Source organism: Nonomuraea sp. NPDC049421 (genome assembly GCF_040677005.1).
In the GTDB taxonomy this organism is placed as follows: domain Bacteria; phylum Actinomycetota; class Actinomycetes; order Streptosporangiales; family Streptosporangiaceae; genus Nonomuraea; species Nonomuraea salmonea.
The window spans coordinates 209,874-234,603 of the sequence record NZ_JBFAQA010000013.1; the positions used below are offsets into that span (position 1 = coordinate 209,874).

The window sequence follows — 24,730 nt, forward strand, 5'->3', positions numbered from 1 at the left end:
ACTGGCGCCATGGACCTGGCCTTCGAACGACGAGGCACCGGCGCGCCGCTGATCCTCATCCACGGCATCGGTCACCATTGGCAGGGCTGGCTGCCGGTGCTCGACCGGCTGGCCGCCGCCCGTACGGTGATCGCGCTCGACCTGCCCGGGTTCGGGGCCTCGCCCGGCCTGCCCGACCGCATCCCCTACACCGCCGAGTCGCTGGCGGACGCGGTGGAGTCGTTCTGCGCGCTGCTCGGCGTGCGCGAGCCGCACGTCGCGGGCAACTCGCTGGGCGGCTACATCGCGCTTGAGCTGGCCTCGCGCGGCGTCGTCCGGACGGCCACCGCGCTGTCTCCCACCGGGTTCTGGTCCCGCCCTGAGCTGCTCTACTGCCAGGCGGTGCTGCGGGGGCTCAGGGCCACGGCCAGATCGCTGCCGCCCGAGCAGCTCGCGCGTACGGCCGAGAACCCCCATCTGCGTACGGTCTCCGCCGGCGTCCTGGTCGCCCGCCCCTCCAGGCTCGACCCCGCCGCCCTGATCGCCGCCACCGAGGCGCTGGCCGGCTCGACCGGGTTCGACGAGACGCTGGAGTCGTTCGGCGGGCTGATGCCGCCCGCGCCGCCCAAGACGCCCGTCACGATCGCGTGGGGCGAGCACGACCGGCTGCTGCTGCGCCGCCAGGCCGTACGCGCGGCGCGCTGGTCGGGCCAGCGGGTCAAGCTGCTCAAGGGCTGCGGCCACGTGCCCATGAGCGACGATCCCGACCTGGTCGCCAGGGTCATCCTGCGGGGTTAGTGCGCGGGGTCGATCGCGTTGCCGATGTACATCGCGGCGAGCATGGCGAACAGGTACGCCTGCAGGAACTGGATGAAGATCTCCAGCGCGGTCATCACGATCGTCATCAGCACCGCGGCGACGCCGATGGGCGCGCCCAGCCACGTCGGCTGCTCGAACAGGAACCAGAAGCCGACCGCCGAGAAGAACGCCAGCACCATGTGGCCGGCGAACATGTTCGCGAACAGCCGCACGGCGTGGGTGAAGAACGAGGTGACGAAGATGTAGACGAGCTCGAGCGGGGCATAGAGGACGATCGCCAGGAAGCGCGGCAGGCCGGGCGGGAACAACGAGTTCTTGAAGAAGCCGGCGAAGCCCTGGTGCTTGAAGCCCATGTAGAGCTTGATCACGTAGGCGATGGCCGCCAGCACCGCCGGGAAGGCGATGTGGGAGGTCACCGAGAAGTGCACGCCCGGCACGACGCCCATGACGTTCCAGACCAGGATGAGCGCGAACATGCTCAGCAGCAGCGGCATCCAGCGGTCGGAGTCCTTGCCGAGGAACGGGCGGGCGATCTGCTCGCGGACGAAGGAGTAGGCGTACTCGCCGGCGTTCTGCAGGCCCCTCGGGACGAGCCGCGGCCGGGCGAAGGCGCCCCAGGCCAGCGCGCACACCACCAGGGCGCTCAGCACGGCGAGCAGGACCGGTTTCGTGAGCCAGAAGGGCGCGCCCGCCCATAAGGGCGGGAACTCGAACACATCGGGGCCGGGGGCGTGGAACTCGGGGGCGAGCGACATCGGCTGCTCCTCGGCGTCAGGACGATACCCGCTACGGTTTTACCATCCGCCTCGGCCGGGCCCCCGAGCAGTCCGCTCAGACCTTCGTCTGGCCCCAGAGCAGCAGCATGACCAGGACGAAAACGATCATCACGCCGGCGTAGCCGACCGGGCCGAGCCTGATCGCCCGGCGCACGCGGTTGAGGCCCCAGGCGAACAGCAACGCCAGGAAAATCAGGAGGATCAGGCCGCTGTCCATAGTGCCCAGTATGCGGCGGAATCTGGTTTGCCGCGCTTAAGGCGTCAGAATCCGAAGGATCGGCCGATGATCTCCTTCATGATCTCGGTGGTGCCGCCGTAGATGGTCTGGACGCGGCTGTCCAGCCACGCCTTCGCGACCGGGTACTCCGTCATGTAGCCGTAGCCGCCGTGCAACTGCAGGCAGCGGTCGATGACCTTGGTCTGCAGCTCGGTGGTCCACCACTTCGCCTTGGCGGCGTCCACGGCGGTGAGCCGGCCGGCGTTCAGCGCGACGATGCACTTGTCCACGTAGTGGCGGGCGACCTCCGTCTCGGTGGCCAGCTCGGCGAGGACGAAGCGGGTGTTCTGGAACGAGCCGATGCTGCGGCCGAACGCCTGGCGGGTCCTGCAGTACTCGATCGTCTCCTCCAGCACCGCCTCCGCCGCGGCCACCGCCGCCACCGCGATCGACAGGCGCTCCTGCGGCAGGTTGTTCATGAGCTGGAAGAAGCCCTCGCCGTCCTTGGGGCCGAGGCGGTTGGCGACGGGCACCCGTACGTTGTCGAAGAACAGCTCGGCCGTGTCCTGCGCCTTCATGCCGACCTTGTCCAGGTTCCTGCCGCGCCCGAAGCCCTCCATGCCCCGCTCCACCACCACCAGCGTGATGCCGCGCGCGCCCGCCTCGGCGTCGGTCTTGGCCACCACGACGACGAGGTCGGCGTTGATGCCGTTCGTGATGAACGTCTTCTGCCCGTTGAGCACGTAGTGGTCGCCGTCGCGGGCCGCCGTGGTCCTGATGCCCTGCAGGTCGCTGCCGGCGCCCGGCTCGCTCATGGCGATCGCGGTGATCAGCTCGCCGCTGACGAAGCCGGGCAGCCAGCGCTGCTTCTGCTCGTCGTCGGTCAGATCGACGACGTACGGGGCCATGACGTCGTTGTGCAGCGAGAAGCCGAGACCGCTCGCGCCGTGCCGCATGATCTCCTCGACGATCACGGCGTTGAAGCGGAAGTCCCTGATGCCCGCGCCGCCGTGCTCCTCCGGCACCGAGAAGCCGAACATGCCCAGCTCTCCGGCCTTCTTCCAGGCCTCGCGCGGGACGATGCCGTCCTTCTCCCACTGAGCGTGGTGCGGCACGACCTCGCGGGCCATGAACTCGCGCACGGTCTCGCGGAAGAGCAGGTGCTCCTCGCCGAAGAGATCTCGCTCCATCGAACGCCTCCAGGGGCAGAATTGCATTCTGTTACCGCCACGTATACCCGGTTTCACGGGGCTGGTGGAGGAGCTGGACACGGGTTCATCACAAGTGCCGGGAGAAGCGGGAATCCGTATGTGTTACGGGTGTTTCCCACCTTAAGATCTACCCTCGGTCTATTTGTGGGTGATCGGAGTCTCCGTGAGTCGGTGGCGCAAGGTATTGATCGCCGGATCGGTGAGCTTAGCGGCAACGGCCGCATTCGTCGCGACGTCGTCGATTCCCGGCCAGGCCGCGTCCTCGCTGGTGATGAAGTACCGCTGTACGGGCGGCATCGCCGGCGCCGGCGTCGATCTCGAAGCTCGTATGACGCCGCAGGTCGAGTCGGGCACCATGAACGTGCGCTGGGACATGAAGCACACGAGCGTGCAGCGCTTCGGCTCGCCCGGCTTCTTCCCCGAGGGGTCGTCGCTCGACCTTGAGGGCACCGTGGACATCAGCGGCGCCTGGACCGGCCAGCTCCGGCCGAGGGGCGGGCAGCCGCAGGGCGAGCTGGTGCCCGGCGACTACCTCGACCTGCCCGAAGGACTCTCCGACAGCGCCTCGATCACCCGCACGGGAACCATCCGCTTCAAGCCCGGCAAACTGATGGTGCGTTTCACGCCCGCCGAGGGCGAGGTGATGGTCAACAACTCGGTTCCTGAGGTCAAGTACAACGGCCCGTGGAACACGGAGTACACCGGCAATCGCTACGACGACTACAAGAACGACATCGAGAAGACCAGCGGCTGGGGTGCCACCGCGAGGCTGGACTTCGTCGGAACCAAGGTCGCCTACATCGGTCGCCGCGAGCAGGACCTCGGCCCGGTCAAGGTGCTCATCGACGGCAAGCCCGCCACCGAGCAGCTCATCTACCCCGGCCAGGACCGCGCGGGCAATCCCATGACCGGCACCGAGACGCAGCAGGTGCTCTGGACCTCGCCGCAGCTCGACTACGGACCGCACACCGTCATCGTCACCAACACCGAGAACAAGCCCGCCTACCTGGACGCCTTCCAGGTGTTCACCGGCGACATCCCCGAGCCGCCGCAGCACCAGCAGGCCGAATGCGTGCTCCAGGGCGACCCCGGTGCCATCGACGTCGACATCTCCGGCCCCACCGAGGACCCCACGGATGACCCGACCGACGATCCCACCGATGACCCGACCGACCCGGGGGAGGACCCCGGTGGCGAGGACCCTGGCGACAACCCCGGCGACCCGAACAACCCCGACGACCCTGGTCCCGGTGACAACAACGTCGGGACCATCGGGGGCGAGAACGTGATCGTGCTGCCCCAGGCGTCGAGCAGCACCACGACCAGCCCCAAGCCCACAGGACCGACCGCCACCAAGTACTACCGGGCCCAGGTCGCCACGACTCCCAGCGGCGGCGTCGAGACCGGTGTGGCGCCGGACGAGGACCGGCCGCCGTACGGGCTGATGGCCACCGGAATGGTCGTGGCGATGGGAAGTGCGGGCGGCGGGTTGCTGATGCGACGGCGGCGGGCCGCGCACGCGGGAGGTGCGTAAGCGATGACCGAGCAGAAGACCCCGATGCAGCGGGCCCTGCCCGGCCTGCTCATCGCCGGCTCGCTCGGCGGTGTCGGCCTGGTGATGGTGAGCCTGCTGTCGCTGGCGCCGCCCGTGGACGACGGCTCCGAGCCGCGCCCGGTGGCGCAGGCGGAGCCGACGACGGTGGAGATGGCGAACGCGGGCGCGTTCGTCCTCCCGCCGACCGTCGGCCCCGGCGGCAAGAACGTGCCCCTGACCCCGGCCCGCCTGGACGCGCCGCCCCCGCTGGCGGCCGCGCCGGTCGTGCCGGCGATCCCGAAGCCCAAGGTCAAGACGGCAAAGGCGCGGCCGACCCGCATCAAGATCCCCAAGATCAAGGTGAACGCCCTCATCGGCGCGGTCACGGTCAGCAAGAAGGGCGTCCTCGGCACGCCGCCGCTCAGCAAGCCCAACAGGACCGGCTGGTACAAGCACTCACCGGTCCCCGGCGAGACGGGCCCCGCGATCATCAACGGCCACGTCACCACCCGCAGCGGCCCCGCCGTCTTCGACCGCCTCCGGGAACTGGCCAAGGGCGACCACATCTACGTCTACCGGTCGGACGGGAAGGTCACCCGCTTCACGGTCAGCGGGATCGAACAGGCCAGCAAGAACGCGTTCCCGACCAAGCGCGTGTACGGCAACACCAGCAACGCCCAGCTCAGGCTCATCACCTGCGGTGGCGTCTACAACAAGACGACCCACCACTACACGGACAACATCGTCGTGTACGCGACGCTGTCCAAGAAGAAGGGCTGAGTGTGGGAAAGTTGGGGTGGATTTGCCGGTTTACGGGAAGTTGACAGAGACAGTTCGTAGGATCTCAACCTGACCGTGACCATCGGCTGGAATTCTGGCACGACTGTTGACACCGCTGTGAAACGGAGAAGGACCCGTGCTTATGTCCCAGGTGGGGCGCCGCCTCGCCCAGAAGACGTCCGCATTGGGACTCGCGGGCACGCTCGCGCTCTTCGTCTGCTCGGTTTTCGCGCTGTCATCCCCCGCACAGGCCGCAGTGGACAAGACGATGGATGTCCTCTATGACTGCACGGGTGGCGTTTTCGCAGGTCAAAACAAGAAAGTCACGATCTCGGCGCCAGAGACCGTAGCGCCGAGCCAGCAAGCCACGATCAAGTGGACTTTCACCGCCTTCACCGCCAGCCCGGCGCTGACCGCGAGCACTCCAGTCACGGTCAAAGGCAATCTGACCATCGGTGGCGGCGGCTCGCCTGCTGCGCTGGAGAAGACGCAGTCCGGCTCAGCCCCGGTTGGTAACACCTACACCCCGTCGCAGATGACCGCCACGGTGACGGCCCCGGCCTCAGGTGGGCCCATCACGGTGTCCCCGGGGACGGCGGGGACCACCAAGGGCCTGACACTCACCGCAACGATCAGCGGTCAGGAGAACACCACCGAGTGCACCTACAAGTCCGCGACGCCGACGACCAGCCTCTCCATCGCCGTCCAGGCGGGCGGTGGCGGTGGCACGGACACTGACGTCGTCGAGTACAGCTGTGATGTGCCCAGCACTTCGACCGACACCAGCTATGAGGCCATCAAGCCCGAGATCAAGGTCGTTCTGACGCCGCCCACCTCCGCCACCGCCAACGCGGACGCCTCCGTCACCTGGGCCGGCACCATCCAGACGACCGGTGATCAGCTGAAGCTGCCGACGGGCTTCCCCACGACCGGCGCGAAGATGTTCGCGACGATCAAGGGGAGCGGCGCGGGCGTGCCGGCGACGGCGACCGGTGAGGCCGCGATCACGGCCCCCACCGCGGGCAGCCCTCTCACGACCCTTCCCAGCGTGACGGTCAAGATCAAGCCCACCACCACGGGCGAGGTCACGCTGACGGCCGGCGACCTCGCGTTCGGCACCTCGGCCACCGCCCCGGCGCTCAAGTGCACCGCCCCGACGACGGGGCTCAAGCAGTTCAAGTTCACCGTCGGCAACGGCACGACGAGCCCCAGCCCCACGACGACGACCCCCCGTCCGACCACGACGCACACCGCGACGGTGACGGTCACGCCGAGCACCACGCGTTCGTCCAGCACCCCCACCAAGAAGTCCCAGACCCCCAAGGCAGGGGCGGACACCGGTGCGGGTGGCATGGCGGGGCCTGACGGCAGGTTGTTCATTCTGACGGGCACGGCGCTGGTGGCGGCGGCCGCCGTGGGCGGGCTGGTCATGCGCCGGCGTTCGATCAGGAGCTGATCCGCGGTGTCCGGCTATTACCCGTACGGCGGCGCCCCCCAGGCTCCGGTGCCCCCGCCCGAGCACAAGGGGAGCACGGCGCTGCGGACAGTGCTGATCGTGGCGGCCGTCGCCGGAGTGGCGACGGTCGTGGCGGGCCTGCTGATCGTGCTGCGCTCCCCGGCCGAGTACGGCCTGCAGAGCAGCAGCCGCGACAGCCTGGGCCTGCAGGCGCAGCCGAAGAACACCGGCCAGCCCGAGCAGGCGTACTTCCAGGCCCCGGCGAACGTCCCGCCCCCGCTGCCGCAGATCAAGGCGGCGCCGCCGATGCTGCCCTCGACGCCGGTGCAGATCATCATCAAGCGGCTCGGGGTGAAGGCGCCGATCAAGTCGGTGGGCCTGCGCAGGGACGGCACGATCGAGGTCCCGCCGCCGAACAACAGGAACCTGGCGGGCTGGTACCGCAACATGTCCACACCGGGCGAGGCGGGCCCCGCGGTGCTGCTGGGGCACGTGGACACGCGTACGGGCCCGGCGGTGTTCGCCCGGCTCAAGGAGATCAAGAACGGCGATACGATCGAGGTCAAGCGCCAGGACAAGACGACTGCGGTGTTCACGGTCGGTGGGGTGGAGCAGGCGAGCAAGAAGACGTTCCCGACCCAGCGCGTCTACGGCGCTCGGGACGACGCCCAGCTCCACCTGATCACCTGCAGTGGCACCTACGATCGCACGACCGGGCACTACACCGACAACCTCATCGTCTATGCGACGATGACTGGCTCCTATCGAAGCTGAGCGCGGAGGCGGGCATGGGCTGGATGGCGAAGCGGAGACTGCGAACTGGCCCGACGGCGGCCGTTCCCGCGAAACCGGCTCAGGCGGAGCTGCTGCGGCTGGTCCAGCTGGCAGATCCGGGGGCGCGGCTCGACGGTGACGACGTCGTGGCGGCCGACGTGCGGGTGTTCGCGCCGGTCGAGGCGGAGCCCGAGCTGACCGGCGGGGTGCTGGAGAAGGTGTGGGCGGTCCGGGTGGCCGCTGAGGGGCCGCTGCCGCTCGACTTCTTCGACCGTTTCCTCGCCGAGGGCCTGGCGTTCCGGCTGGGCGGGCTCGCGGTGTGCCGGGGCGTGGTGAGCGATCCGGCCGACGACGACGAGGGCGGCCCCGCGGTGATCCTCCCGGTACGCCCGTCGCCCGAGGAGCTGGCGCCCCTGCTCGCGCCCGAGGAGGAGGGCCCGGCGTTCACGGCGGGCGACATCAGGGCCGTGCTGGTGCCCCAGGCGGGCCGACCTCCGGCCGTGCAGGAGCTGCTGCCGTTCGCCACCGAGCTGACGGCGATCGAGCTGCGCGGCGCCGAGCCGGTCAAGCTGGGCGCGCTGGCGCTTGAGCTGTCCGAGGCGCTCAACGGCATCGCGGTCGACCGGTGGCGGTTCAGGATCGACGCGGCGGAGGACCTCGTGGCGCCGGAGCGACCTGCGGCCGAATGACGTTCTGTTGTACGCTGCCCCTAGTAACCGAATAATGCTCGGTTCCCAGGAGGCACTGTGGCAGAGGCGTACATCGTCGGGGCGGTCCGCACCCCGGTCGGCAAGAAGAAGGGTGGCCTGTCCACCGTCCACCCCACTGACCTGGCCGCGCACACCCTCAAGGCGCTGATCGACCGCACCGGCGTCGACCCCGAGGCGGTCGAGGACGTCATCATGGGGTGCGTCATGCAGTTCGGCCCCCAGAGCATGGACATCGCGCGAAATGCCTGGTTGTCGGCGGGGCTGCCCGAGACCACCGCCGGCGTCACCATCGACCGGCAGTGCGGCTCCTCGCAGCAGTCCATCCACTTCGCCGCGCAGGGCGTGCTGTCCGGCACACAGGACCTCGTGGTGGCGGCCGGCGTCGAGTCGATGAGCATCGTCCCCATGGGCTCCTCGATCAAGGCGGCGCTCGATGCGGGCATGCCGTTCCCGTTCGGCGACAAGTGGGTCGAGCGTTACGGCAAGCAGGAGATCTCGCAGTTCCGCGGCGCCGAGCTGATGTGCGAGAAGTGGGGCTTCAGCCGCGAGGTGCTGGAGCAGTACGCGTTCGAGTCGCACCAGCGGGCGGCCAAGGCCATCGCCAACGGCTACTTCAAGGACCAGATCGAGCCGGTCAACGGCGTCGAGGACGACGAGGGCCCGAGGCCCGACACGACGCTGGAGAAGATGGCCGCGCTGAAGACGCTGAAGGAGGGCGGCCAGATCACCGCGGCCACGTCCTCGCAGATCTCCGACGGCTCCGGCGCCGTGCTCATCGCCTCAGAGCAGGCCGTACGCGACCACGGCCTGACTCCGAGGGCCCGCATCCACCAGCTCGCGCTCATGGGCGACGACCCGGTCTACATGCTGACCGCGCCGATCCCCGCCACGCAGCGGGCGCTGAAGAAGGCCGGCATGTCGATGGGCGACATCGACGTGGTGGAGATCAACGAGGCGTTCGCCCCGGTGCCGCTGGCCTGGATGAAGGAGCTCGACGCCGACCCCGACCGGGTCAACCCGAACGGCGGCGCCATCGCGCTCGGCCACCCGCTGGGCGGCACGGGCGCGATCCTGATGACCAAGCTGCTGCACGAGCTCGAGCGCACCGGCGGCCGTTACGGCCTGCAGACGATGTGCGAGGGCGGCGGCCAGGCCAACGTCACCATCATCGAACGGCTCTAGAAAAGGGCGCGAGCGCCGCCTCCGGGCGTAACGAGGGAGGCGGCGCCCGCCTGACTACCATCCCGGTAGTTGTCTTCATCGCCCCTTGGGCGGGAGGCGGCGCGGCGGCATGATCGGCCGCTGCGGCATCTTGGGCATCGGCCGCACCACGGGCAGGTGCGGGCGGTGGTTTCTGTTGGCACGAGCACGCATAAGAGACTCCTTTACGTAATTCGGCAACGCGGCTCGACGATGCGTGGAGCCGGCGGGCGAACATGACTGCCGCGTCACTGGGTGGACGGTGGGACAGGTCGCTCTATCGCGAATTACAGGTAAAGGCGCATGTCCATGAGGCTACGGGGGTGCTGGAAGCGCGTGCAACCGATTTATCCGGCACCTGCCATCCGGTCAGACCGCCGACTTGCGTAGCCCGGCGGAGATGACGAGGTCGAGGGCCTCGCGCGACTCGCGCAGCGCCTCCATCGCGCGGTCGATCCTGTCGCGCTCCCCCCGCAACTGACCGAGCACGTCGGGGCAGGTGGGCGCCAGACGCTCGCCGTCGGTCTCCAGGCAGGGCAGCACGGCGGCGATCGCGGACGTGCCCAGCCCGGCGGCCAGCAGGCTGCGGATGCGGCGGACGGTGTCGACGTGGGTCTCGGTGTACTCGCGGTAGCCGCTCGCCGAGCGCTCGGGCCGCAGCAGGCCCTGCTCCTCGTAGTAGCGCAGCAGCCGCTCGTGCACGCCGGTGCGCTTGACCAGCTCGCCGATCCGCATGTGACCTCCCTCACCACGCCTTGACTCTCACATACATGTGAGACTTTAGCGTGCCCGCATGAAGAGGAGCCTGTTGGTGCCGGCCGTGCTCATGGTGAGCGTGTTCGTGGTCGGCACGTCGGAATATCTGATCGCCGGGCTGCTGCCGCAGGTGGCCGCCGACCTGGACGTCTCGGTGTCCACCGCCGGGCAGGCGGTGACGGCGTACGCGCTGGGCGTCGTGGTCGGCGGGCCGCTGGTGACGATCGCGACCGTGCGGTTGCCGCGCAAGGCGCTGGCGGTGGGGTTGCTGGTGTCGTTCGCGGCGGGGAACACCGTCTGCGCGGTGGCGGGGTCGTACGAGGTGCTCATCGCCGGACGGGTGGTCGCCTCGCTCAGCCACGCGGCCTTCCTGACCCTGGCGCTGATGGCGGCGACCCAGGTGGTCGCGCCGCATCGCGTCGGTACGGCCATCGCCGCCGTCGGGTCCGGGTTCTCCGTGGCCACGCTGCTCGGGGTGCCGCTCGGCGTGCTGCTGGGGGAGGACGCGGGCTGGCGGACGCCGTTCGCGGTGCTGGTGATCCTGGCCCTCGCCGCCGCCGGGGCGCTGGCCGCCGTCCTGCCCCGGCAGGAGGCGCCGGCCACCCGCGTACGGGACGAGATCGCCACCGTGCTGGGCCGGCGCGTGCTGATCGTGATCGCCACCACGGCGGTCGGGCTGGCCGCCACCTCGACCGTTTTCACCTACCTGGTGCCGGCCTTGACCGGCATCACCGGCTTGGGCCCCACCGCGATCTCGGCGCTGCTGCTCCTCCACGGCGCCGGTGGCCTGGCCGGCGGGCTGGCGGCCGGGCGGCTGGCGGACCGCTCGCCGGCCGTCACCGTGCGCGGCATGTTCGCCGGCCTGGCCGTGATGCTGGCCGTCTTCCCCTTCGCGGTGCCGTGGGCGGGGCCCGCCGTCGTGGCGGTGCTGGTGCTGGGCGTGCTGACCTCGGCCACCACGCCCGCGCTGCAGAGCCTGGTGCTCCGGCACGCCGGCCGGGCGCCCACGCTGGCGGTGTCGGTGAACGTGTGCGCCTTCAACATCGGCATCGCCGCCGGCTCGGCGCTGGGCGGCGGGCTCGTGGCGGTGGACGGCCTGCGCTGGCTCGGCCTGGCCGCCGCCGCCCTGAGCCTCGCCGCCCTCGCCATCAGCTACGCCGCCATCCCCCGCCAACCCGCACCCGCGCCCGCGTGAACACCTGGTTCGGGGTCCGCCCCTGCCCGCCTGGTTGGGGGTCCGCCCTGCCCGGCAGGGCGGGGGTGGCTAGTTCTCGAAGCGGCGGAGTTGCCACTGGGCGAACGAGCTGACCTCCTCGTCGCGTGTCCTGGCGGCGTGGCGCAGCAGCGCCGGGTCCTCCTCGGCCATGCGCGTGGCGGTCGCCGCGGCGAACAGCCGGGCCATCGGGTCGTCGCTGTCCAGCCCGGCCACCACCTCGCCCGGGTCCGGCTCCCCGGTGTCGGCGGCGACCAGCGCCGCCGTGTGCCGCCCCAGCTCGGGGTCGGCGAGCTTGGACAGCCCGAGCATGAGCTGCTCGGTCGGGGCCATCGCCAGGAAGTGCAGCACCTTCCACCGGATGGCGGTGTCGGGGTCGCGGCTCAGGGTGATGGCCTGGGCGAGGACGGCCGCGTCCTCCGGCTCCTCCGCGGCGAGCAGCACGAACTCGACGGCGAAGAAGCGCACCTGACGCCGCGGATGGGCGAGCAGCGCAGGCGCTTCGTCGAGCAGGGACGCGGCCCGCTCGCCCAGCTCCGACAGCAGCCAGGACCCGGTCTGCACGGCGTCGTCGTCACCGCTGTGCAGCAGGGCGCGCAGGTTGTCGACCGGGTAGCCGTCGAACAGCTCGTTGAGCAGGTCGTTGGTCAGCCGCCCCCTGACCTCGTCGTCGGCTGGCCGGGCGAGGATGCGCGCCATCAGGTCGTCGCCCGTCTGTGTGTGCATCTCGAGCTACTTCCCCTCGTTGGCCTTGCGTTCGAGCTCTTCCAGGAGTTTCTGCTCGTCCCTCAGCCGCGCCTGGTGCCCGGCGTCCTTGCCGAGCCTGGCCTCGTTCATCTTCCGTGTCAGGATGCTGTCCTTGACCTGTTTCGCCGCCTGGGCAGCCTGCTCCGGCGACATCTTGCCCACGTCGTTGCTCGACGGCAACCTGCCGTGCATGCGCTGCGCGTTGTTGTCGAAGCTGGCCGGAGAGTTCCGGCTCCAGCCGCCGCCCCCTCCATCGCTCTTCTTCTTCCTGCGGATCTGCAGGATGCCCGGGTTGCGGTCGAAGCTCTTGGGATCGACGGGCACCCGGCCGCCGGGCAGCCGGCCCGCGCCCGCCAGCGCCGGGCTGCCGGGCGGGCCCGGTGCGCGGAGGCGGGTCAGGATGTCGCGCAGCGGAGCGGTGGCCCGCCTGGTCAGCGCCGGTGCCATGTGGCGGCCGGTGCCCTCGGCGGCCTCGCGGAGGACCTTGGTGCCTGCCCGCCTGATCGCGAGCAGGGTCGCGGTCGTGGTGAGCCCGGCCGCGGGCCCGCCGGCCAGCAGGGAGTAGAGCAGCCGTACGGTGCCGACGGCCGCCACCGTGCCGACCGCGACCTTGGTGCCGGTCACGACGTACCCCAGGCCGTCGAGTGCCGCGGGCGCGATCCGCGTCGCGGCCGTGGCCTGCGCGAGGTGCCCGTTGGCGTTGTCGCTGGCGTTCCACGCGCTCTGCAGCGCGACGGAGGAGTCGCCCTTGTGGAGCGCGGCGGCCCCGCGTACGGTGGCGTCCGCGTCGGCGCCCTCCTGGGCGGTGTACGCCTGCACGATGCGGGCCGCGTTCGCGTCGGCGTGGATCTCGTCCTCGTTGACGTTGGGGAACCAGAGACCGGCCAGTTCCAACGTCGCGTCGAGTTGCGGTGGGAGCGTTATCGCCATGCCGCCGGATCCTGCATCGCGCTGGCCTGCTCACCTTCCGTGACGTTCTGCGGGACGAGGCGCATGCCCGCGCTCACCCCGCCGATGTGGCCGCCGATGCCGGGCACGGCGTCGAGCATGGTCTGGCGGCACTCGATCCACGCCATCTCGATCTCGGCGAAGAGACCGTCGTCTCCCCATCTGCCCCCACGCTCGCGCAGCCGTTCGATCGCCGCCGCGTAGTCGTCCCCATGTGTCTGCAGGCGCCTGGCCTGCTCTGTGTACGCCTCCTTGGCGATATCTACGCCGTATTGCATGATGGGGACTTTAATCGCCATATGTGGCTTGTGTGATTACTTTTCGAGCAGGCCCCCGATTTGCCGCCGCAGCTCGCCCATGTCGATGGAGATTTCGGGCACGGCCTGCTGGAGGTGCTCGCGCAGCAGCTCGTCAGCCTGCACCCGGGCATGGTCCTGTGCGGCCCCCACGGCGGCGAGTACCGCCTCGCGCAGCCCGTCGAGCCCCTCGCGCAGCGCCTGCGGCCCCAGCGTGATCTCCCTCACCCGGCCTTCCGCGTCCACGACGGCGCCGACGCCCTTCGCCTGACCGGTGCCGGCCACCTCCGCCAGCAGCCGGTCCACGTCGGCGAGCGCGGCCTCGGCCTGGAACGCCTGCTCGGTGGCGCGCTCGACGTCCTCCGGCCGGATGTTCCCGGGGTCGATGCGGTAGCCGGACATCACCGGTCTCCCGCGAGCAGGTCGCGCATCACCGCGTCCACGCGCCGCCGGACGAAGGTCTCGTCCAGCGGCTCTGGCAGGGCCTCGACGTAGGGGGCGACCTCGTCCACGATCTCCTGCGAACGCCGTGCGGCGTCGTCCTGCGCGGCCTGGACCGCCTTGGTCAGCTCGCGGGCGATGACCGCGGACGGCAGGCGGAGCAGGCGCGGGTTGAGGTCGATGCCGCTCAGCGTGCCCCCCGCGCCGGCCGTCACCTTGATGAACCCGTCGGCGGCCACGCCGGTGCCCGCGACCTGTCCGATGAGCTGTTTCGCGGTGCGCAGGTGGCTTATCGCGTCCTCCGTCTGCCGCATGATCTGGTCGAAATAGAGCCTGTCCTGGTCAGGAGACGGCAATGACACCCGGAGACCCCCTTCACCGGTGATTGGAAAGAGTTCAGGATCCTACTCCGCCGCGTTCACGGCGCGGGCAGTGGTTCGGGCACCACCTTCTGCACCTGCTGGAACACCACCGACGTACGGAAGCCGACGATCTCCTTGCGCTTGCTGAGCCGGTCGAGCAGGAACGCGTGCAGGTGGTCGAGGTCCTGCACCGCCACGTGCAGCAGGAAGTCGTCGCCTCCCGCCAGCACGAACACGCTCAGCACCTCCGGCATCTCGGCCGCCGAGGTCTGGAAGGCGTTGATCACCGCCCGGCTGAGCGGCCGCACCTGGACCGAGACCATGGCCTGCACGCCGCGGTTGAGCGCGGCGGGGTCGATGTCGGCGTGGTAGCCGCGGATCACGCCGCGGCGGGTCAGTGAGCGGACGCGTTCGAGGCAGGTGGAGGGGGCGATGCCGAGCTGCCTGGCCAGTTCGCGGTTCGACTGCCGCGCATCCGTTTGGAGCAGCCGTACGATCGCCGAATCAAGTTCGTCCATGACTCCACACTGCCAGCCATTCCGGCCGAACGTTCGGAGGGGCGTGCTCATGGCCGAATGCCTGAACTACCTTCCGGCATATGAGTGGACGAATGGGAGCCGTACAAGGAACGGCGCTGCTCGTGGGCGCGGTGCTGGGACCCGGCATGCTGGTGCTGCCGCACCTCGCCGCGGCGGCGGCGGGGCCCGCCTCCGTGCTGGCCTGGGCGGGCATGCTCGCGCTGAGCGTGCCCGTCGCGCTGACGTTCGCCGCGCTCGGCGCCCGCTACCCCGGAGGCGGCGGGGTGGCCGCGGTGGTCGGGCTGGCATTCGGCCGGTCCGCCTCGGCCGTGGCCGGCTGGTGGTTCTACGGCGCCGTGCCGATCGGCACCGTCGCGGGCGCCCTGGTCGGCGGTCAGTACGTCGAAGCCTGCCTGGGCGTGGACGCGACCCTCGCCGCCTGCCTGATCCTGGCCGCCGCGTTCGCCGCCAACGCCGCCGGCCTGCGCACCTCGGGCGGGCTGCAGCTCTGCATGGTCGTCCTGCTCGTCGCGGTGCTGGTCGCCGCCGTGGTGAGCGCCGCACCGCACGCCGACGCGGCCAACTTCACCCCCTTCGCCCCGTACGGCGCCGCCGGCGTGGCGGGCGCGGCCGGAGTGCTGATGTTCGCGTTCGTCGGCTGGGAGGCCGCGAGCCACCTGTCGGCCGAGTTCGCGGGCGGCGGGCGGGTGCTGGTCAGGGCCACGGTCGTGACGCTCGTGGTGATCGGCCTGCTGTACGCGGGCGTCTCCGTCACCTCGGTCGCCGTGCTCGGCGCCGACATGCCGGGCGTGCCGCTGACCGCCATGCTGGAGAGCGGACTCGGCCCGTCGTCCAGGCCGGTCACCGGCGTGCTGGCGGTGCTGCTGTCGTTCGGGGCGGTCAACACCTACATCGCGGGGGCGGCCAGGCTGGGCGCGGCGCTGGCGGCGGACGGGGCGCTGCCGGTCTGGTTCGCCAGGGGAGGGGCGCCGGGCGAGACGCCGTACCGGAGCCTCGGGCTGGTGCTCGCGCTGAGCGTGCCCGTGCTGGTCTGGGCGGTGGATCTCGACCTGCTCATGCGCGCGACCTCGGCGTGCCTGGCGGCGGTCACGGCGGCGGGAGTGGCGGCGGCGGTGCGCATGCTGCCGCGCGGCCGGCTCAGGACCACGGCCGTGGTGGGCACGGGGATGTCGCTGGCCGGGCTGGCCTTCTGTGGCGCGTACCTGCTGGTGCCCGCCGTGCTGGCGGTGCTCGCGCTCGCCGTACGGCGGCTGAATGCTCGCCGTTCCCTGAAAATCGGGCTATAACGGCGACAGGGCGCCGTCTCGGCGGGCAGTACCCATGAGCACAAGACGGCGCGACGTCCGGAGGTGCCATGACCGAGCACGCTGAGTACAGGGAGTCCCGGGAGGTCGGCGAGCAGGCACGCGAGAAGGAGTGGACGCACCCCAGCTTCGCCAGGCAGCTCTTCCTCGGCGACTACCGGCTGGACCTGGTGCACCCGGCCCCGACGCCGCCCGACGAGGCGGCCAAGCGGGGCGAGGACTTCGTCAGGGCGCTGCGCCGCTTCCTCCACGCGCACGTCGACCCGGTGCTCATCGAGCGCACCGCGCAGGTGCCCGACGACGTGGTCAAGGGCCTCGCGCGGCTCGGCGCCTTCGGCATGACGATCAAGGAGGAGTACGGCGGGCTCGGCCTGCCGTACCTGTACTACTGCCGTGCCCTCATGCTCGTCGGCTCCTACTGTCCCGCGCTGGCCACGCTGCTGTCGGCGCACCAGTCGATCGGCGTGCCGCAGCCGCTCAAGCTGTTCGGCACCGAGGAGCAGAAGCGCGAGTTCCTGCCGAGGTGCGCGGCCGGCGAGATCTCCGCGTTCCTGCTGACCGAGCCCGACGTCGGCTCCGACCCGGCCCGCCTGGCCACCACCGCCGTCCGCGACGGCGACGAGTACGTGCTCGACGGCGTCAAGCTGTGGACGACCAACGGCGTCATCGCCGACCTGCTGGTGGTCATGGCCAGGACCGGCAAGAAGATCAGCGCGTTCGTCGTCGAGGCCGACACGCCGGGCATCACGGTCAAGCGGCGCAACGAGTTCATGGGCCTGCGCGGCATCGAGAACGGCGTCACCGTCTTCTCCCAGGTCAGAGTGCCCGCCAGGAACCGCGTCGGCAAGGAGGGCGAAGGGCTCAAGATCGCGCTCACCACGCTGAACACCGGCCGCCTGTCCCTGCCGGCCACCTGCGCGGGCAACGCCAAGTGGGCCGTGAAGATCGCCCGGGAGTGGGGGACCGCGCGCGTCCAGTGGGGCCGCGAGGTCGGGCGGCACGAGGCCGTCGCCACCAAGGTCGCCTTCATCGCGGCCACCGCGTACGCGCTGGAGGCCGTCTGCGAGCTGACCGGCCGCCTGGCCGACGACCGGCGCAACGACATCAGGATCGAGGCGGCGCTGGCCAAGCTGTACGCCTCGGAGCTGTCGTACCAGGTGCTCGACGAGCTGGTCCAGATGCGCGGCGGGCGCGGCTACGAGACGGCCGCGTCGCTGGCCGCGCGGGGCGAGCGCGGCGTGCCCGCCGAGCAGATGCTGCGCGACTCCCGCATCAACCGCATCTTCGAGGGCTCGTCGGAGATCATGCGCCTGGCCATCACCCGCGAGGCCGTGGACGCCCACCTGACCGCCGCGGGCGAGCTGGTCAACCCGGACGCGAGCCGCCAGGAACGCGCCCAGGCGCTGCGCAGGGCCGGCCGCTTCTACGCCACCTGGCTGCCCACGCTGGTCGCGGGGACGGGCAACCTGCCCACCTCGTACGCCGCGTTCGGCCCACTCGCCGGCCACCTGCGTTTCGTGGAGCGGACCAGCAGGAAACTGGCCAGGTCCACCTTCTACGGCATGTCCCGCTGGCAGGGCGGCCTGGAGCACAAGCAGTCGTTCCTGGGCCGGATCGTCGACATCGGCGCCGAGCTGTACGCCATGACCGCCGCCTGCCTCAAGGCCGAGGAGGACTCGCGCGACCTGGGGCGGCGGCCGTACGAGCTGGCCGACACCTTCTGCCACCAGGCCAGGCGCCGGGTGGACGCGCTGTTCGCCAGGCTCTGGGACAACAGCGACACCCAGGACGTCCGCCTGGCCGGATACGTGCTCGACGGCCGCTACACGTTCCTGGAGGAGGGCATCCTCGACCCGTCGATCGAGGGTCCGTGGATCGGCGCGCCGGAGGGCGGGGAGAGCGTACGGAGGAAGATCCTCTGACATCCGGTCTAGACCGGTTGTGATCGCGTCTTTCGTGAGGTGTTGCAAAAACGAGACGGACCGGTATAGACCGGCCGCTTAACTCGGGCTTACGCTGACGCAAACGCGGGCAAGCCGGAACTCGCGTGTCACATCCCCCTGGGCTGGGTCGGCCGAACTGGTACGGACCAGCTCGACCCGTCCGACGAGAAGGCGGTATCTCCAGTGAACATCAAGCTTGTGGGCGGCGCCGCTCTCGGCCTTGCCACGATGCTGGTCCTGTCCAGTTGCGGCGGCGGTGACGCAGGCGGCGGAGGCGGCGACACCCAGGCGAGCGACGGCCAGGTCACGCTGAAGATGGTCGCCGCCGACTACGGCGACGGCCCCGGCAAGCCGAACTCGGGTGAGAACTTCTGGAAGGGCGTCGTGGACGAGTTCCAGGCGGCCAACCCGAACATCAAGGTCGACGTCCAGGTCATCAACTGGAACGACATCGACAAGCAGGTCGCCACCATGGTCCAGAACGGTCAGGTGCCCGACATCCTGCAGACCGGCGACTACTCGGGCTTCGTCAAGGACGGCCTGCTCTACAAGGTGGACGAGGTCCTGTCGCCGAACGTCTCCGGCGACATGCTGCAGAAGTTCGCCGACTTCGGCAAGGTCGACGGCACCGCGTACGGCATCCCGTTCGTCTCCTCGGCCCGCGCCCTGTTCTACAACAAGGACCTGTTCGAGAAGGCGGACATCGCCGAGCCGCCGAAGACCTGGGACGAGCTCAAGGCCGCGGCCGAGAAGCTCAAGGCGGCCGGCGTGACGCAGCCGTTCGGCCTGCCGCTCGGCCAGGAGGAGGCCCAGGCCGAGTCGTTCCTGTGGATGCTCGGCAACGGCGGCAGCTACAAGGACGCCTCCGGCAAGTGGGCGATCAACTCCCCGCAGAACGTCGAGACCTTCACCTACCTCAAGGGCCTGGTCGACGCCGGCCTGACCACCCCCAACCCCGGCACCAAGGACCGCAAGACGGTCTGGGAGGACTTCGGCGCCGGCAAGGTCGGCATGGTCAACGGCGGCCCCATGTCCATCCCGATCTTCGACGCGGCCGGGCTGAAGAACTACGGCGTCGCGCCCATCCCCGGCAAGACCGGCCCGCTCGACACCACGCTCGGCGTCATGGACTGGATCATGGCGTTCAACAAGAACGGCCACGCCGCCGAGATCAAGAAGTTCTTCGACTTCTTCTACACCGGCAACGCCGCCCAGAAGATCTCCGACACCTACAAGCTGCTGCCCGTCACCAACGGCGGCATCCAGAAGCTGTCCGGCGACGAGAAGCTCAAGCCGTTCCTCGACGGGCTGCCCAACGCCAGCTTCTACCCCTTCCAGGACCCCAAGTGGGCCGAGGTGAACCCCGCCATCAAGCAGACCATCGGCGGCGCCGTCAAGGACGACCCCGCCAAGGTCCTCGGCGAGCTGCAGAAGACCGCTGAAGCGGCGGCCGGCTGATCCAGCAGGACCAGGGTACGGCCGGCGCTCGCCGGCCGTACCGTCCTGGAAAGGTGTCTGATGAGAAGGTTGCGCGCCCTCGAACCCCTCGCCTGGGTCGGGCCCGCCATCGTGCTGATCGCCGTGGTCGTGCTCTGGCCCGTGATCGAGATGATCAGGTCGTCGTTCCTCGAGATCAGCCGCCTGGGCGTGGTGCGCGGCGGCAACGGGTTCGCGAACTACGACAAGCTCTTCGCCGAGAAGGACTTCGCGGACATCATGCTCCGCAGCGTGATCTGGGTGGTCGCGGTCGTCGCGCTCACCGTGCTGGTCTCGCTCGCCCTGGCCCAGCTGTTCAACCAGCGCTTCCCGCTGCGCAAGGTCGCCCGCTGGGCGCTCATCGCGCCGTGGGCCGCCTCGGTGCTGATGACCGCGATCATCTTCAAGTGGATGCTCGACCCCGAGGTCGGCGTCATCAACCAGATCCGGCTGAAACTCGGATTGATCGACGCGATGGGCGGGGCCGCGGCCGACCAGCTCGGTGACGCCTCCACCGCCATGCCGTGGCTGATCTTCGTCGCGGTGTTCGTGTCGGTGCCGTTCACGACGTACGCGCTGCTCGCCGGACTCGCCACCATCCCGGCCGACGTGTACGAGGCCGCCAAGATGGACGGAGCCGGACGGCTGCGGACGTACTGGTCGATCACGCTGCCGCTGCTGCGCCCCGCGCTCACCGTGGCCGCGCTGATCAACGTCATGAACGTCTTCAACAGCTTCCCGATCATCTGGGCCATGACCCACGGGCAGCCCGGCTACTCCACGGCCACCTCGACGATCTTCATGTACATCCTCAAGGGCTCCGACATCGGCGAGTCCGCCGCCATGTCCGTGGTCAACTTCGGCATGGTCATCGTGCTCACCGTGATCTTCCTGAAGGTGTCGCGGTGGAACAAGGAGGTGGCGTGATGGCCGTCAAGACCATGCCCGCGCCGGTCGAGCAGCGTCCCCAGGCCCGCACCGGCCGCGGCGCGAACGCCATGCCGCGGCTCAAGACCGTCCTCATCGCCGCCAGCGCGTACGTCATCGCCTTCCTCTTCCTGTTCCCGTACGTGGTCATGCTGCTGACCTCGCTGCGCTCGCAGGAGTCGCTGCGCGACGTGACGTTCTGGCCCGAGGAATGGGTGTGGAGCAACCTCGCCGACTTCTGGGGCAGCGGCCTGGCCGGCAACCTGTGGGTGACGATCAAGGTGGCGGCCGGCTCGACGCTGCTCGTGCTGCTGGTCGCGCTGCCCGCCGCGTACTACTCGGCCCGCCACCGCTTCCGCGGCCGCACCGCGTTCCTGATCCTCGTGCTGATCACCCAGATGTTCCAGCCCACCGCCATGGTGGTCGGCATCTACCGCGAGTTCTTCCAGTTCGGGCTGGTGGACTCGATCTGGGCGCTGATCCTCGTCAACGGCGGGTTCAACCTCGCCTTCGCGGTGTGGATCCTGAACGCGTACTTCTCCTCGATCCCGCGCGAGCTGGAGGAGGCCGCCTTCATCGACGGCAACGGCCGCTTCGGCGCGCTGTTCAGGATCACGCTGCCGCTGGCCATGCCCGGCGTCATCACCGCACTGATCTTCACGTTCATCGCCGCGTGGAACGAGTTCGTGGTCGCGCTCACCCTGACCACGACCCCCGAGAACCAGCCGCTTCCCGTGGCGCTCAACTCGTTCATCGGGCAGTACCAGGTGGACTGGCAGAACCTGTTCGCCGGCTCGGTGATCGCCACCATCCCGGTGATCATCCTGTTCGCCCTGATCGAGCGGAAGGTGGTCGGCGGCCTGACCGCCGGTTCCATCAAGTAGGCCCGTCAGGCCGCCCCAGGGCACCCCAGGGGGCGGCCTGACGCGTTTCTCAGCTCTTCGGTTTCTCAGCTCTTCGGTACGGGCACCCGCGCGACGCAGAACACCGTCTGGCCGAACGGCGGCCGGACGAACCGCTCGATCAGCCGCGTCAGCGGCACCACCGTGCGGTCGTAGATCTTCACCAGCCGCGGGTCGGGATAGCCGACGCCGCCCCGCCGCACCGCCGCCCACCAGGCGATGCCGCCCAGGAAGTTGATCGGCTTGAGCACCTCGACGTCGAGCCCCGCCTTCGCGACCGTGGCGCCGAGCGTCTTCGGGGTGTAGCGCTGCACGTGACCGACCTTGCGGTCGAAGTCGCCGTAGAGCTGCGGGTAGCCGGGCACCCAGATGATGATGCGGCCGCCGGGCAGCGTGACGCGCGCCAGCGAGCGCAGCGCCTCCGCGTCCTCCTCGATGTGCTCCAGGACGTTCATCATGACGACCGTGTCGACCTTGTCCTCAAGCGGGATGTCGGTCGGCAGGCCGAACTGCAGGACGCTGATGTCGTCGCGGTCGACGAACCGCTTCTCCAGCTGCTCGACGCAGTAGGGGTCGAAGTCGCTGACCACGAGCCGGTCGAGGCGCGGCAGGAACTGCTCGGCGAAGTGCCCCAGGCCCGAGCCGATCTCCAGCATCGAACGCCCGACGTGCGGGGCGACCATGTCGAACTCGTACTGCCGGTAGTTCTTGGCCTCGTCCCCACCCAGGTGGTTCTCCAGGGCCTCGTCACCGGCCGCCGGTTGCACTACACGGTCATACCCAGAAGACATAATCCCGTTCCTTCGAGGGGCACATGGATTGCCAGAGTCTAATGCCCACGCCGGTCACCAGGATGACACGATCAGCGAAAGTCCCTTCCCAGAAGGCTGATGATGCGGTGGAATCCGAGTCGGCATGGACGACGACGAGGCGATCGCCCGTTCGCTCAAGGGAGACCTGGCCGCCTATGAGGTGCTGGTCGCCCGCTACAGCACGCTCGCTCATCGCACCGCCGCCATGCTCGGCGCCGGCGACGAGGCGGAGGACGTCGTGCAGGAGGCGTTCGTCAAGGCGTTCCGCCACCTCGCCTCGTTCCGCCGCGACGCGCCGTTCAGGCCCTGGCTGCTGCGCATCGTCGCCAACGAGACCCACAACCTGACCCGCTCGCGCGGCCGCAGGACCGATCTGGCGCTCAGGCTGTCCGCCACCGCCTCCACCCGCGCGCCCGACGACCCCGAGGGCGCCGCCGTCGCCACCGACCGCCGCTCCCGGCTGCTCGCCGCCGTCCGCGCCCTGCCCGAACGGGAACGCCAGGCCGTCGTCTGCCGGTACTTCTTACAGCTGAGCGAGGCCGAGACCGCGCAGGTGCTCGACTGGCCCGTCGGCACCGTCAAGTCCAGTACCCACCGGGGGCTGGCCCGGCTGAGGGAGGAGGTGGGCGATGAGCTCGCGTGAGCCCGACGAGGAGTACGAGGAGTACGAGGAGTACGAGGAGTACGAGGAGTACGAGGCGATCGAGGCGGAACTGCGCGCGCTCGGCGACCTCCTCGACACCCCTGCCCCGCCTCCGGCCGACGTCGCCGCCGCCGTCCGCACCCGCCTCACGTCCACACCCGCGCCGGAGACACCTGCGCCGGAGGCGTCCGTACCGGAGGCGTCCGTACCGGAGGCGTCCGTACCGGAGACGCCCTCCGACGCCTCCGAGCCGGGCGGCACTCGGGAGGCGCGGGAAAGGCCCGGCCAGCCGCATGTGCCGCAGCGGCGGCGCGGGCGGGTGGCGCGGTGGAAGGTCGTGACCGCCGTGGTCGTCGCCGTCGCCGCGCTCGTCGCGGCCACCCCGCAGGGCCGGGCCGCGGTGGTACGGATCCTCAGGTTCGCCGGGATCGAGCTGCGCGTCGGCGACACCACGCCGCCGCCCGTCACCACGACGGCACCTTTGCCAGGCGAGCGCTCGGTGGCGCCCACCGAGGTGCCGCGCATGGCCAGGACCCCGGCCGCGCTCGGCCCTCCGCAGCGCACGACGGTCTCCGACGGCGGGCGGGTCGTGTCGATGTTCTGGCCGGACGGCATCAGGCTCGACCAGTTCGACGGCACCCTGGACCCGTACCTGTTCAAGAAGCTCGGCCCGCCCTACCCCGACTTCACCGAGGTCGGCGGCCGTACGGCGTGGTGGATCAGGGGCGACCACCCGCTCGGCTACATCAGGCGCCAGGACGGCACCGAGGTGCCCCTGCGCCAGGCCGGGCCCACCCTGATCTGGCAGCACGGCACGCTCAACCTCAGACTCGAAGGGCTGAAGAGCAAGGAGGAGGCGGTCAGGGTCGCCGAATCACTCGGGTGAGCCGGCCAGCCAGTCGTCCACGCCCTTGAGCAGCTCCTTGCGCACGGACTCGGGGGCGGATGAGGACCGTATGGACTGGCGGGCCAGCTCGGCCACCTCCGCGTCGGAGAACCCGTAGACCTCCCTGGCCAGCTCGTACTGCCGCAGCAGCCGCGTGCCGAACAGCAGCGGGTCGTCCGCGCCCAGCGCGATCGGCACCCCCGCGTCGAACAACCGGCGCAGCGGCACGTCGGCCGGTTGCTCGACGACCCCCAGGCCCACGTTCGAGGTGGGGCAGATCTCGCAGCAGATCTGCCGGTCGGCCAGCCGCTGCATCAGCCAGTCGTCCTCGGCCGCGCGCACGCCGTGGCCCACTCGGTCGGCGCCCAGGTCGTCCACGCACTGCGCGACGCTGCGCGGCCCCATCAGCTCGCCGCCGTGCGGCACCGACAGCAGCCCGCCCCGCTTGGCGATGCGGAACGCCCGCTCGAACTCCCGCGCCTGCCCGCGCCGCTCGTCGTTGGACAGGCCGAAGCCGACGACGTTCTTGTCCGTGTATTGGGTGGCCAGGCGGGCCAGCGTGTTGGCGTCGAGCGGGTGGCGGGTGCGGTTGGCCGCCACGACCACCGCCATGCCGATGCCGGCGTGCGCCGACGCCTGCTCCACCGCGTCCAGCATCAGCTCCAGCGTGGCCGTCAGGCCGCCGAAGCGCTGCGCGTAACCCGACGGGTCCACCTGGATCTCCAGCCACCGCGACCCGGCCGCCACCTCGTCCTCGGCGGTCTCGCGCAGCAGGCGGTAGACGTACTCGGGCTTGGTCAGCACGGACCTGGCGATGTCGTAGAGCCGCTGGAACCTGAACCAGCCCCGCTCGTCGGTGGCCCGCAGCTTGGGCGGCCAGTCCTGCTCCAGCGCGTCGGGCAGATGCAGCCCTTGCTCCCTGGCCAGCTCGATCAGCGTGGCATGACGCATCGAACCGGTGAAATGCAGGTGAAGATGGGCCTTGGGAAGCGCGTGCAGAGGCCGTGGCATTGACATATCTTGCCACCGGTGCGGGTGTGGGGGAGGAAAGAGGCCCGGTCAGGGGTCCGATGGGGGGC

General features: G+C 70.1%; 27 protein-coding genes. 15 read left to right on the forward strand and 12 right to left on the reverse strand.

The genetic code is table 11. The features are described 5' to 3' along the window. The first annotated feature begins 9 nt into the window (after positions 1-9). Positions 10-777 (forward strand): alpha/beta fold hydrolase, encoded by a 768-nt coding sequence (locus AB0K18_RS23605; protein WP_364917636.1) that lies wholly within the window; start codon positions 10-12, stop codon positions 775-777. On the opposite strand, the gene atpB is transcribed toward AB0K18_RS23605, so the two are convergent. The 3 genes from atpB to AB0K18_RS23620 all read right to left on the reverse strand — a co-directional run bounded on the left by atpB (position 774) and on the right by AB0K18_RS23620 (position 2,981). Then, positions 774-1,553 carry a F0F1 ATP synthase subunit A gene (atpB, locus tag AB0K18_RS23610; protein ID WP_364917638.1) on the reverse strand — a complete coding sequence of 260 codons (780 nt, stop codon included), beginning with the start codon at positions 1,551-1,553 and terminating at the stop codon, positions 774-776. The genes AB0K18_RS23605 and atpB overlap by 4 nt on opposite strands. A gap of 76 nt (positions 1,554-1,629) precedes the next feature. Then, complete coding sequence (locus AB0K18_RS23615) at positions 1,630-1,791, reverse strand: hypothetical protein (RefSeq protein WP_364378193.1); 162 nt, start codon at positions 1,789-1,791, stop codon at positions 1,630-1,632. A gap of 44 nt (positions 1,792-1,835) precedes the next feature. Continuing rightward, positions 1,836-2,981, reverse strand: coding sequence for an acyl-CoA dehydrogenase family protein (locus AB0K18_RS23620; protein ID WP_364917641.1), 1,146 nt, complete (start codon positions 2,979-2,981; stop codon positions 1,836-1,838). Positions 2,982-3,201: 220 nt separating this feature from the next. Here AB0K18_RS23620 and AB0K18_RS23625 point away from each other — a divergent pair, with 220 nt between their 5' ends. From AB0K18_RS23625 to AB0K18_RS23650, 6 genes are all read left to right on the forward strand, one after another. After that, positions 3,202-4,536, forward strand: a complete 1,335-nt coding sequence (locus AB0K18_RS23625) for a hypothetical protein (protein WP_364917644.1) — start codon at positions 3,202-3,204, stop codon at positions 4,534-4,536. A gap of 3 nt (positions 4,537-4,539) precedes the next feature. Further along, a complete protein-coding gene (locus tag AB0K18_RS23630; protein WP_364917646.1) occupies positions 4,540-5,316 on the forward strand; it encodes a class F sortase in 777 nt (258 codons plus the stop codon). 142 nt (positions 5,317-5,458) lie between these two features. After that, entirely contained in the window at positions 5,459-6,772 is a 1,314-nt protein-coding gene (locus tag AB0K18_RS23635; protein ID WP_364917648.1) for a hypothetical protein, read from the forward strand. Positions 6,773-6,778: 6 nt separating this feature from the next. Continuing rightward, on the forward strand, positions 6,779-7,546 hold the full coding sequence (locus tag AB0K18_RS23640; RefSeq protein ID WP_364917651.1) for a class F sortase: 768 nt from the start codon (positions 6,779-6,781) through the stop codon (positions 7,544-7,546). 23 nt (positions 7,547-7,569) lie between these two features. Next, positions 7,570-8,235, forward strand: a complete 666-nt coding sequence (locus AB0K18_RS23645) for a hypothetical protein (RefSeq protein WP_364917654.1) — start codon at positions 7,570-7,572, stop codon at positions 8,233-8,235. Positions 8,236-8,292: 57 nt separating this feature from the next. Continuing rightward, on the forward strand, positions 8,293-9,438 hold the full coding sequence (locus AB0K18_RS23650; RefSeq protein WP_364917656.1) for an acetyl-CoA C-acetyltransferase: 1,146 nt from the start codon (positions 8,293-8,295) through the stop codon (positions 9,436-9,438). Positions 9,439-9,825: 387 nt separating this feature from the next. Here the strand turns inward: AB0K18_RS23650 and AB0K18_RS23655 are convergent, their stop codons facing one another. Then, positions 9,826-10,191, reverse strand: a complete 366-nt coding sequence (locus AB0K18_RS23655; protein ID WP_364917659.1) for a MerR family transcriptional regulator — start codon at positions 10,189-10,191, stop codon at positions 9,826-9,828. 58 nt (positions 10,192-10,249) lie between these two features. Here AB0K18_RS23655 and AB0K18_RS23660 point away from each other — a divergent pair, with 58 nt between their 5' ends. Beyond that, the gene (locus AB0K18_RS23660) at positions 10,250-11,407 is read left to right on the forward strand and encodes an MFS transporter (RefSeq protein WP_364917661.1); all 1,158 of its coding nucleotides are present in this window, start codon (positions 10,250-10,252) and stop codon (positions 11,405-11,407) included. A gap of 69 nt (positions 11,408-11,476) precedes the next feature. Here AB0K18_RS23660 and AB0K18_RS23665 read toward each other — a convergent pair whose 3' ends face one another. From AB0K18_RS23665 to AB0K18_RS23690, 6 genes are read right to left on the reverse strand one after another with little or no spacing between them, the layout of a single operon-like run. Continuing rightward, positions 11,477-12,151 (reverse strand): hypothetical protein, encoded by a 675-nt coding sequence (locus AB0K18_RS23665; protein WP_364917663.1) that lies wholly within the window; start codon positions 12,149-12,151, stop codon positions 11,477-11,479. 6 nt (positions 12,152-12,157) lie between these two features. Then, positions 12,158-13,102, reverse strand: coding sequence for a hypothetical protein (locus tag AB0K18_RS23670; protein WP_364917665.1), 945 nt, complete (start codon positions 13,100-13,102; stop codon positions 12,158-12,160). Further along, the gene (locus tag AB0K18_RS23675; protein WP_364917667.1) at positions 13,093-13,398 is read right to left on the reverse strand and encodes a hypothetical protein; all 306 of its coding nucleotides are present in this window, start codon (positions 13,396-13,398) and stop codon (positions 13,093-13,095) included. Before AB0K18_RS23675 ends, AB0K18_RS23670 begins: the two co-directional genes overlap by 10 nt. Before the next feature lie 36 nt (positions 13,399-13,434). After that, on the reverse strand, positions 13,435-13,818 hold the full coding sequence (locus AB0K18_RS23680) for a YbaB/EbfC family nucleoid-associated protein (protein ID WP_364917669.1): 384 nt from the start codon (positions 13,816-13,818) through the stop codon (positions 13,435-13,437). Next, positions 13,818-14,219, reverse strand: coding sequence for a YbaB/EbfC family nucleoid-associated protein (locus AB0K18_RS23685; RefSeq protein ID WP_364554688.1), 402 nt, complete (start codon positions 14,217-14,219; stop codon positions 13,818-13,820). Before AB0K18_RS23685 ends, AB0K18_RS23680 begins: the two co-directional genes overlap by 1 nt. Positions 14,220-14,275: 56 nt before the next feature. Beyond that, positions 14,276-14,737, reverse strand: a complete 462-nt coding sequence (locus AB0K18_RS23690; RefSeq protein ID WP_345395563.1) for an Lrp/AsnC family transcriptional regulator — start codon at positions 14,735-14,737, stop codon at positions 14,276-14,278. A gap of 80 nt (positions 14,738-14,817) precedes the next feature. On the opposite strand from AB0K18_RS23690, the gene AB0K18_RS23695 reads away from it, so the two are divergent. The 5 genes from AB0K18_RS23695 (at position 14,818) to AB0K18_RS23715 (ending at position 21,292) form a co-directional block, all read left to right on the forward strand. Further along, positions 14,818-16,044 (forward strand): amino acid permease, encoded by a 1,227-nt coding sequence (locus AB0K18_RS23695; protein WP_364917672.1) that lies wholly within the window; start codon positions 14,818-14,820, stop codon positions 16,042-16,044. Positions 16,045-16,112: 68 nt separating this feature from the next. Next, positions 16,113-17,984, forward strand: a complete 1,872-nt coding sequence (locus AB0K18_RS23700; RefSeq protein ID WP_364917675.1) for an acyl-CoA dehydrogenase family protein — start codon at positions 16,113-16,115, stop codon at positions 17,982-17,984. Positions 17,985-18,188: 204 nt separating this feature from the next. Then, positions 18,189-19,463 carry an extracellular solute-binding protein gene (locus AB0K18_RS23705; RefSeq protein ID WP_364917678.1) on the forward strand — a complete coding sequence of 425 codons (1,275 nt, stop codon included), beginning with the start codon at positions 18,189-18,191 and terminating at the stop codon, positions 19,461-19,463. Between the two features lie 60 nt (positions 19,464-19,523). After that, positions 19,524-20,408, forward strand: a complete 885-nt coding sequence (locus AB0K18_RS23710; RefSeq protein WP_364917681.1) for a sugar ABC transporter permease — start codon at positions 19,524-19,526, stop codon at positions 20,406-20,408. Beyond that, entirely contained in the window at positions 20,408-21,292 is an 885-nt protein-coding gene (locus AB0K18_RS23715) for a carbohydrate ABC transporter permease (protein WP_364917684.1), read from the forward strand. The genes AB0K18_RS23710 and AB0K18_RS23715 overlap by 1 nt, the downstream gene beginning before the upstream one ends. Positions 21,293-21,357: 65 nt before the next feature. Here AB0K18_RS23715 and AB0K18_RS23720 read toward each other — a convergent pair whose 3' ends face one another. Further along, positions 21,358-22,101, reverse strand: a complete 744-nt coding sequence (locus AB0K18_RS23720) for a methyltransferase domain-containing protein (protein WP_364917687.1) — start codon at positions 22,099-22,101, stop codon at positions 21,358-21,360. A 124-nt stretch (positions 22,102-22,225) separates the two neighbouring features. Between AB0K18_RS23720 and AB0K18_RS23725 the strand changes: the two genes are divergently transcribed. Together AB0K18_RS23725 and AB0K18_RS23730 are read left to right on the forward strand one after the other, a co-directional pair. Continuing rightward, positions 22,226-22,765: an RNA polymerase sigma factor gene (locus AB0K18_RS23725; RefSeq protein WP_364917689.1), complete on the forward strand. Its 540-nt coding sequence runs from the start codon at positions 22,226-22,228 to the stop codon at positions 22,763-22,765. After that, a complete protein-coding gene (locus tag AB0K18_RS23730) occupies positions 22,752-23,651 on the forward strand; it encodes a hypothetical protein (RefSeq protein WP_364917691.1) in 900 nt (299 codons plus the stop codon). Before AB0K18_RS23725 ends, AB0K18_RS23730 begins: the two co-directional genes overlap by 14 nt. Here the strand turns inward: AB0K18_RS23730 and AB0K18_RS23735 are convergent. Continuing rightward, the gene (locus AB0K18_RS23735; RefSeq protein WP_364917693.1) at positions 23,640-24,662 is read right to left on the reverse strand and encodes an adenosine deaminase; all 1,023 of its coding nucleotides are present in this window, start codon (positions 24,660-24,662) and stop codon (positions 23,640-23,642) included. The two genes, AB0K18_RS23730 and AB0K18_RS23735, sit on opposite strands and share 12 nt — an antisense overlap. Between the last annotated feature and the right edge of the window lie 68 nt (positions 24,663-24,730).

Coding starts and splice junctions, on each gene's coding strand:
- AB0K18_RS23620 (WP_364917641.1), bottom strand. CDS start 2,981: ATGGAGCGAGATCTCTTCGGCGAGGAGCACCTGCTCTTCCGCGAGACC.
- AB0K18_RS23735 (WP_364917693.1), bottom strand. CDS start 24,662: ATGCCACGGCCTCTGCACGCGCTTCCCAAGGCCCATCTTCACCTGCAT.
- AB0K18_RS23700 (WP_364917675.1), top strand. CDS start 16,113: ATGACCGAGCACGCTGAGTACAGGGAGTCCCGGGAGGTCGGCGAGCAG.
- atpB (WP_364917638.1), bottom strand. CDS start 1,553: ATGTCGCTCGCCCCCGAGTTCCACGCCCCCGGCCCCGATGTGTTCGAG.
- AB0K18_RS23690 (WP_345395563.1), bottom strand. CDS start 14,737: ATGGACGAACTTGATTCGGCGATCGTACGGCTGCTCCAAACGGATGCG.
- AB0K18_RS23675 (WP_364917667.1), bottom strand. CDS start 13,398: ATGCAATACGGCGTAGATATCGCCAAGGAGGCGTACACAGAGCAGGCC.
- AB0K18_RS23710 (WP_364917681.1), top strand. CDS start 19,524: ATGAGAAGGTTGCGCGCCCTCGAACCCCTCGCCTGGGTCGGGCCCGCC.
- AB0K18_RS23725 (WP_364917689.1), top strand. CDS start 22,226: ATGGACGACGACGAGGCGATCGCCCGTTCGCTCAAGGGAGACCTGGCC.
- AB0K18_RS23655 (WP_364917659.1), bottom strand. CDS start 10,191: ATGCGGATCGGCGAGCTGGTCAAGCGCACCGGCGTGCACGAGCGGCTG.
- AB0K18_RS23605 (WP_364917636.1), top strand. CDS start 10: ATGGACCTGGCCTTCGAACGACGAGGCACCGGCGCGCCGCTGATCCTC.
- AB0K18_RS23670 (WP_364917665.1), bottom strand. CDS start 13,102: ATGGCGATAACGCTCCCACCGCAACTCGACGCGACGTTGGAACTGGCC.
- AB0K18_RS23715 (WP_364917684.1), top strand. CDS start 20,408: ATGGCCGTCAAGACCATGCCCGCGCCGGTCGAGCAGCGTCCCCAGGCC.
- AB0K18_RS23730 (WP_364917691.1), top strand. CDS start 22,752: ATGAGCTCGCGTGAGCCCGACGAGGAGTACGAGGAGTACGAGGAGTAC.
- AB0K18_RS23665 (WP_364917663.1), bottom strand. CDS start 12,151: ATGCACACACAGACGGGCGACGACCTGATGGCGCGCATCCTCGCCCGG.
- AB0K18_RS23695 (WP_364917672.1), top strand. CDS start 14,818: ATGAGTGGACGAATGGGAGCCGTACAAGGAACGGCGCTGCTCGTGGGC.
- AB0K18_RS23680 (WP_364917669.1), bottom strand. CDS start 13,818: ATGTCCGGCTACCGCATCGACCCCGGGAACATCCGGCCGGAGGACGTC.
- AB0K18_RS23720 (WP_364917687.1), bottom strand. CDS start 22,101: ATGTCTTCTGGGTATGACCGTGTAGTGCAACCGGCGGCCGGTGACGAG.
- AB0K18_RS23660 (WP_364917661.1), top strand. CDS start 10,250: ATGAAGAGGAGCCTGTTGGTGCCGGCCGTGCTCATGGTGAGCGTGTTC.
- AB0K18_RS23630 (WP_364917646.1), top strand. CDS start 4,540: ATGACCGAGCAGAAGACCCCGATGCAGCGGGCCCTGCCCGGCCTGCTC.
- AB0K18_RS23615 (WP_364378193.1), bottom strand. CDS start 1,791: ATGGACAGCGGCCTGATCCTCCTGATTTTCCTGGCGTTGCTGTTCGCC.
- AB0K18_RS23645 (WP_364917654.1), top strand. CDS start 7,570: ATGGCGAAGCGGAGACTGCGAACTGGCCCGACGGCGGCCGTTCCCGCG.
- AB0K18_RS23635 (WP_364917648.1), top strand. CDS start 5,459: ATGTCCCAGGTGGGGCGCCGCCTCGCCCAGAAGACGTCCGCATTGGGA.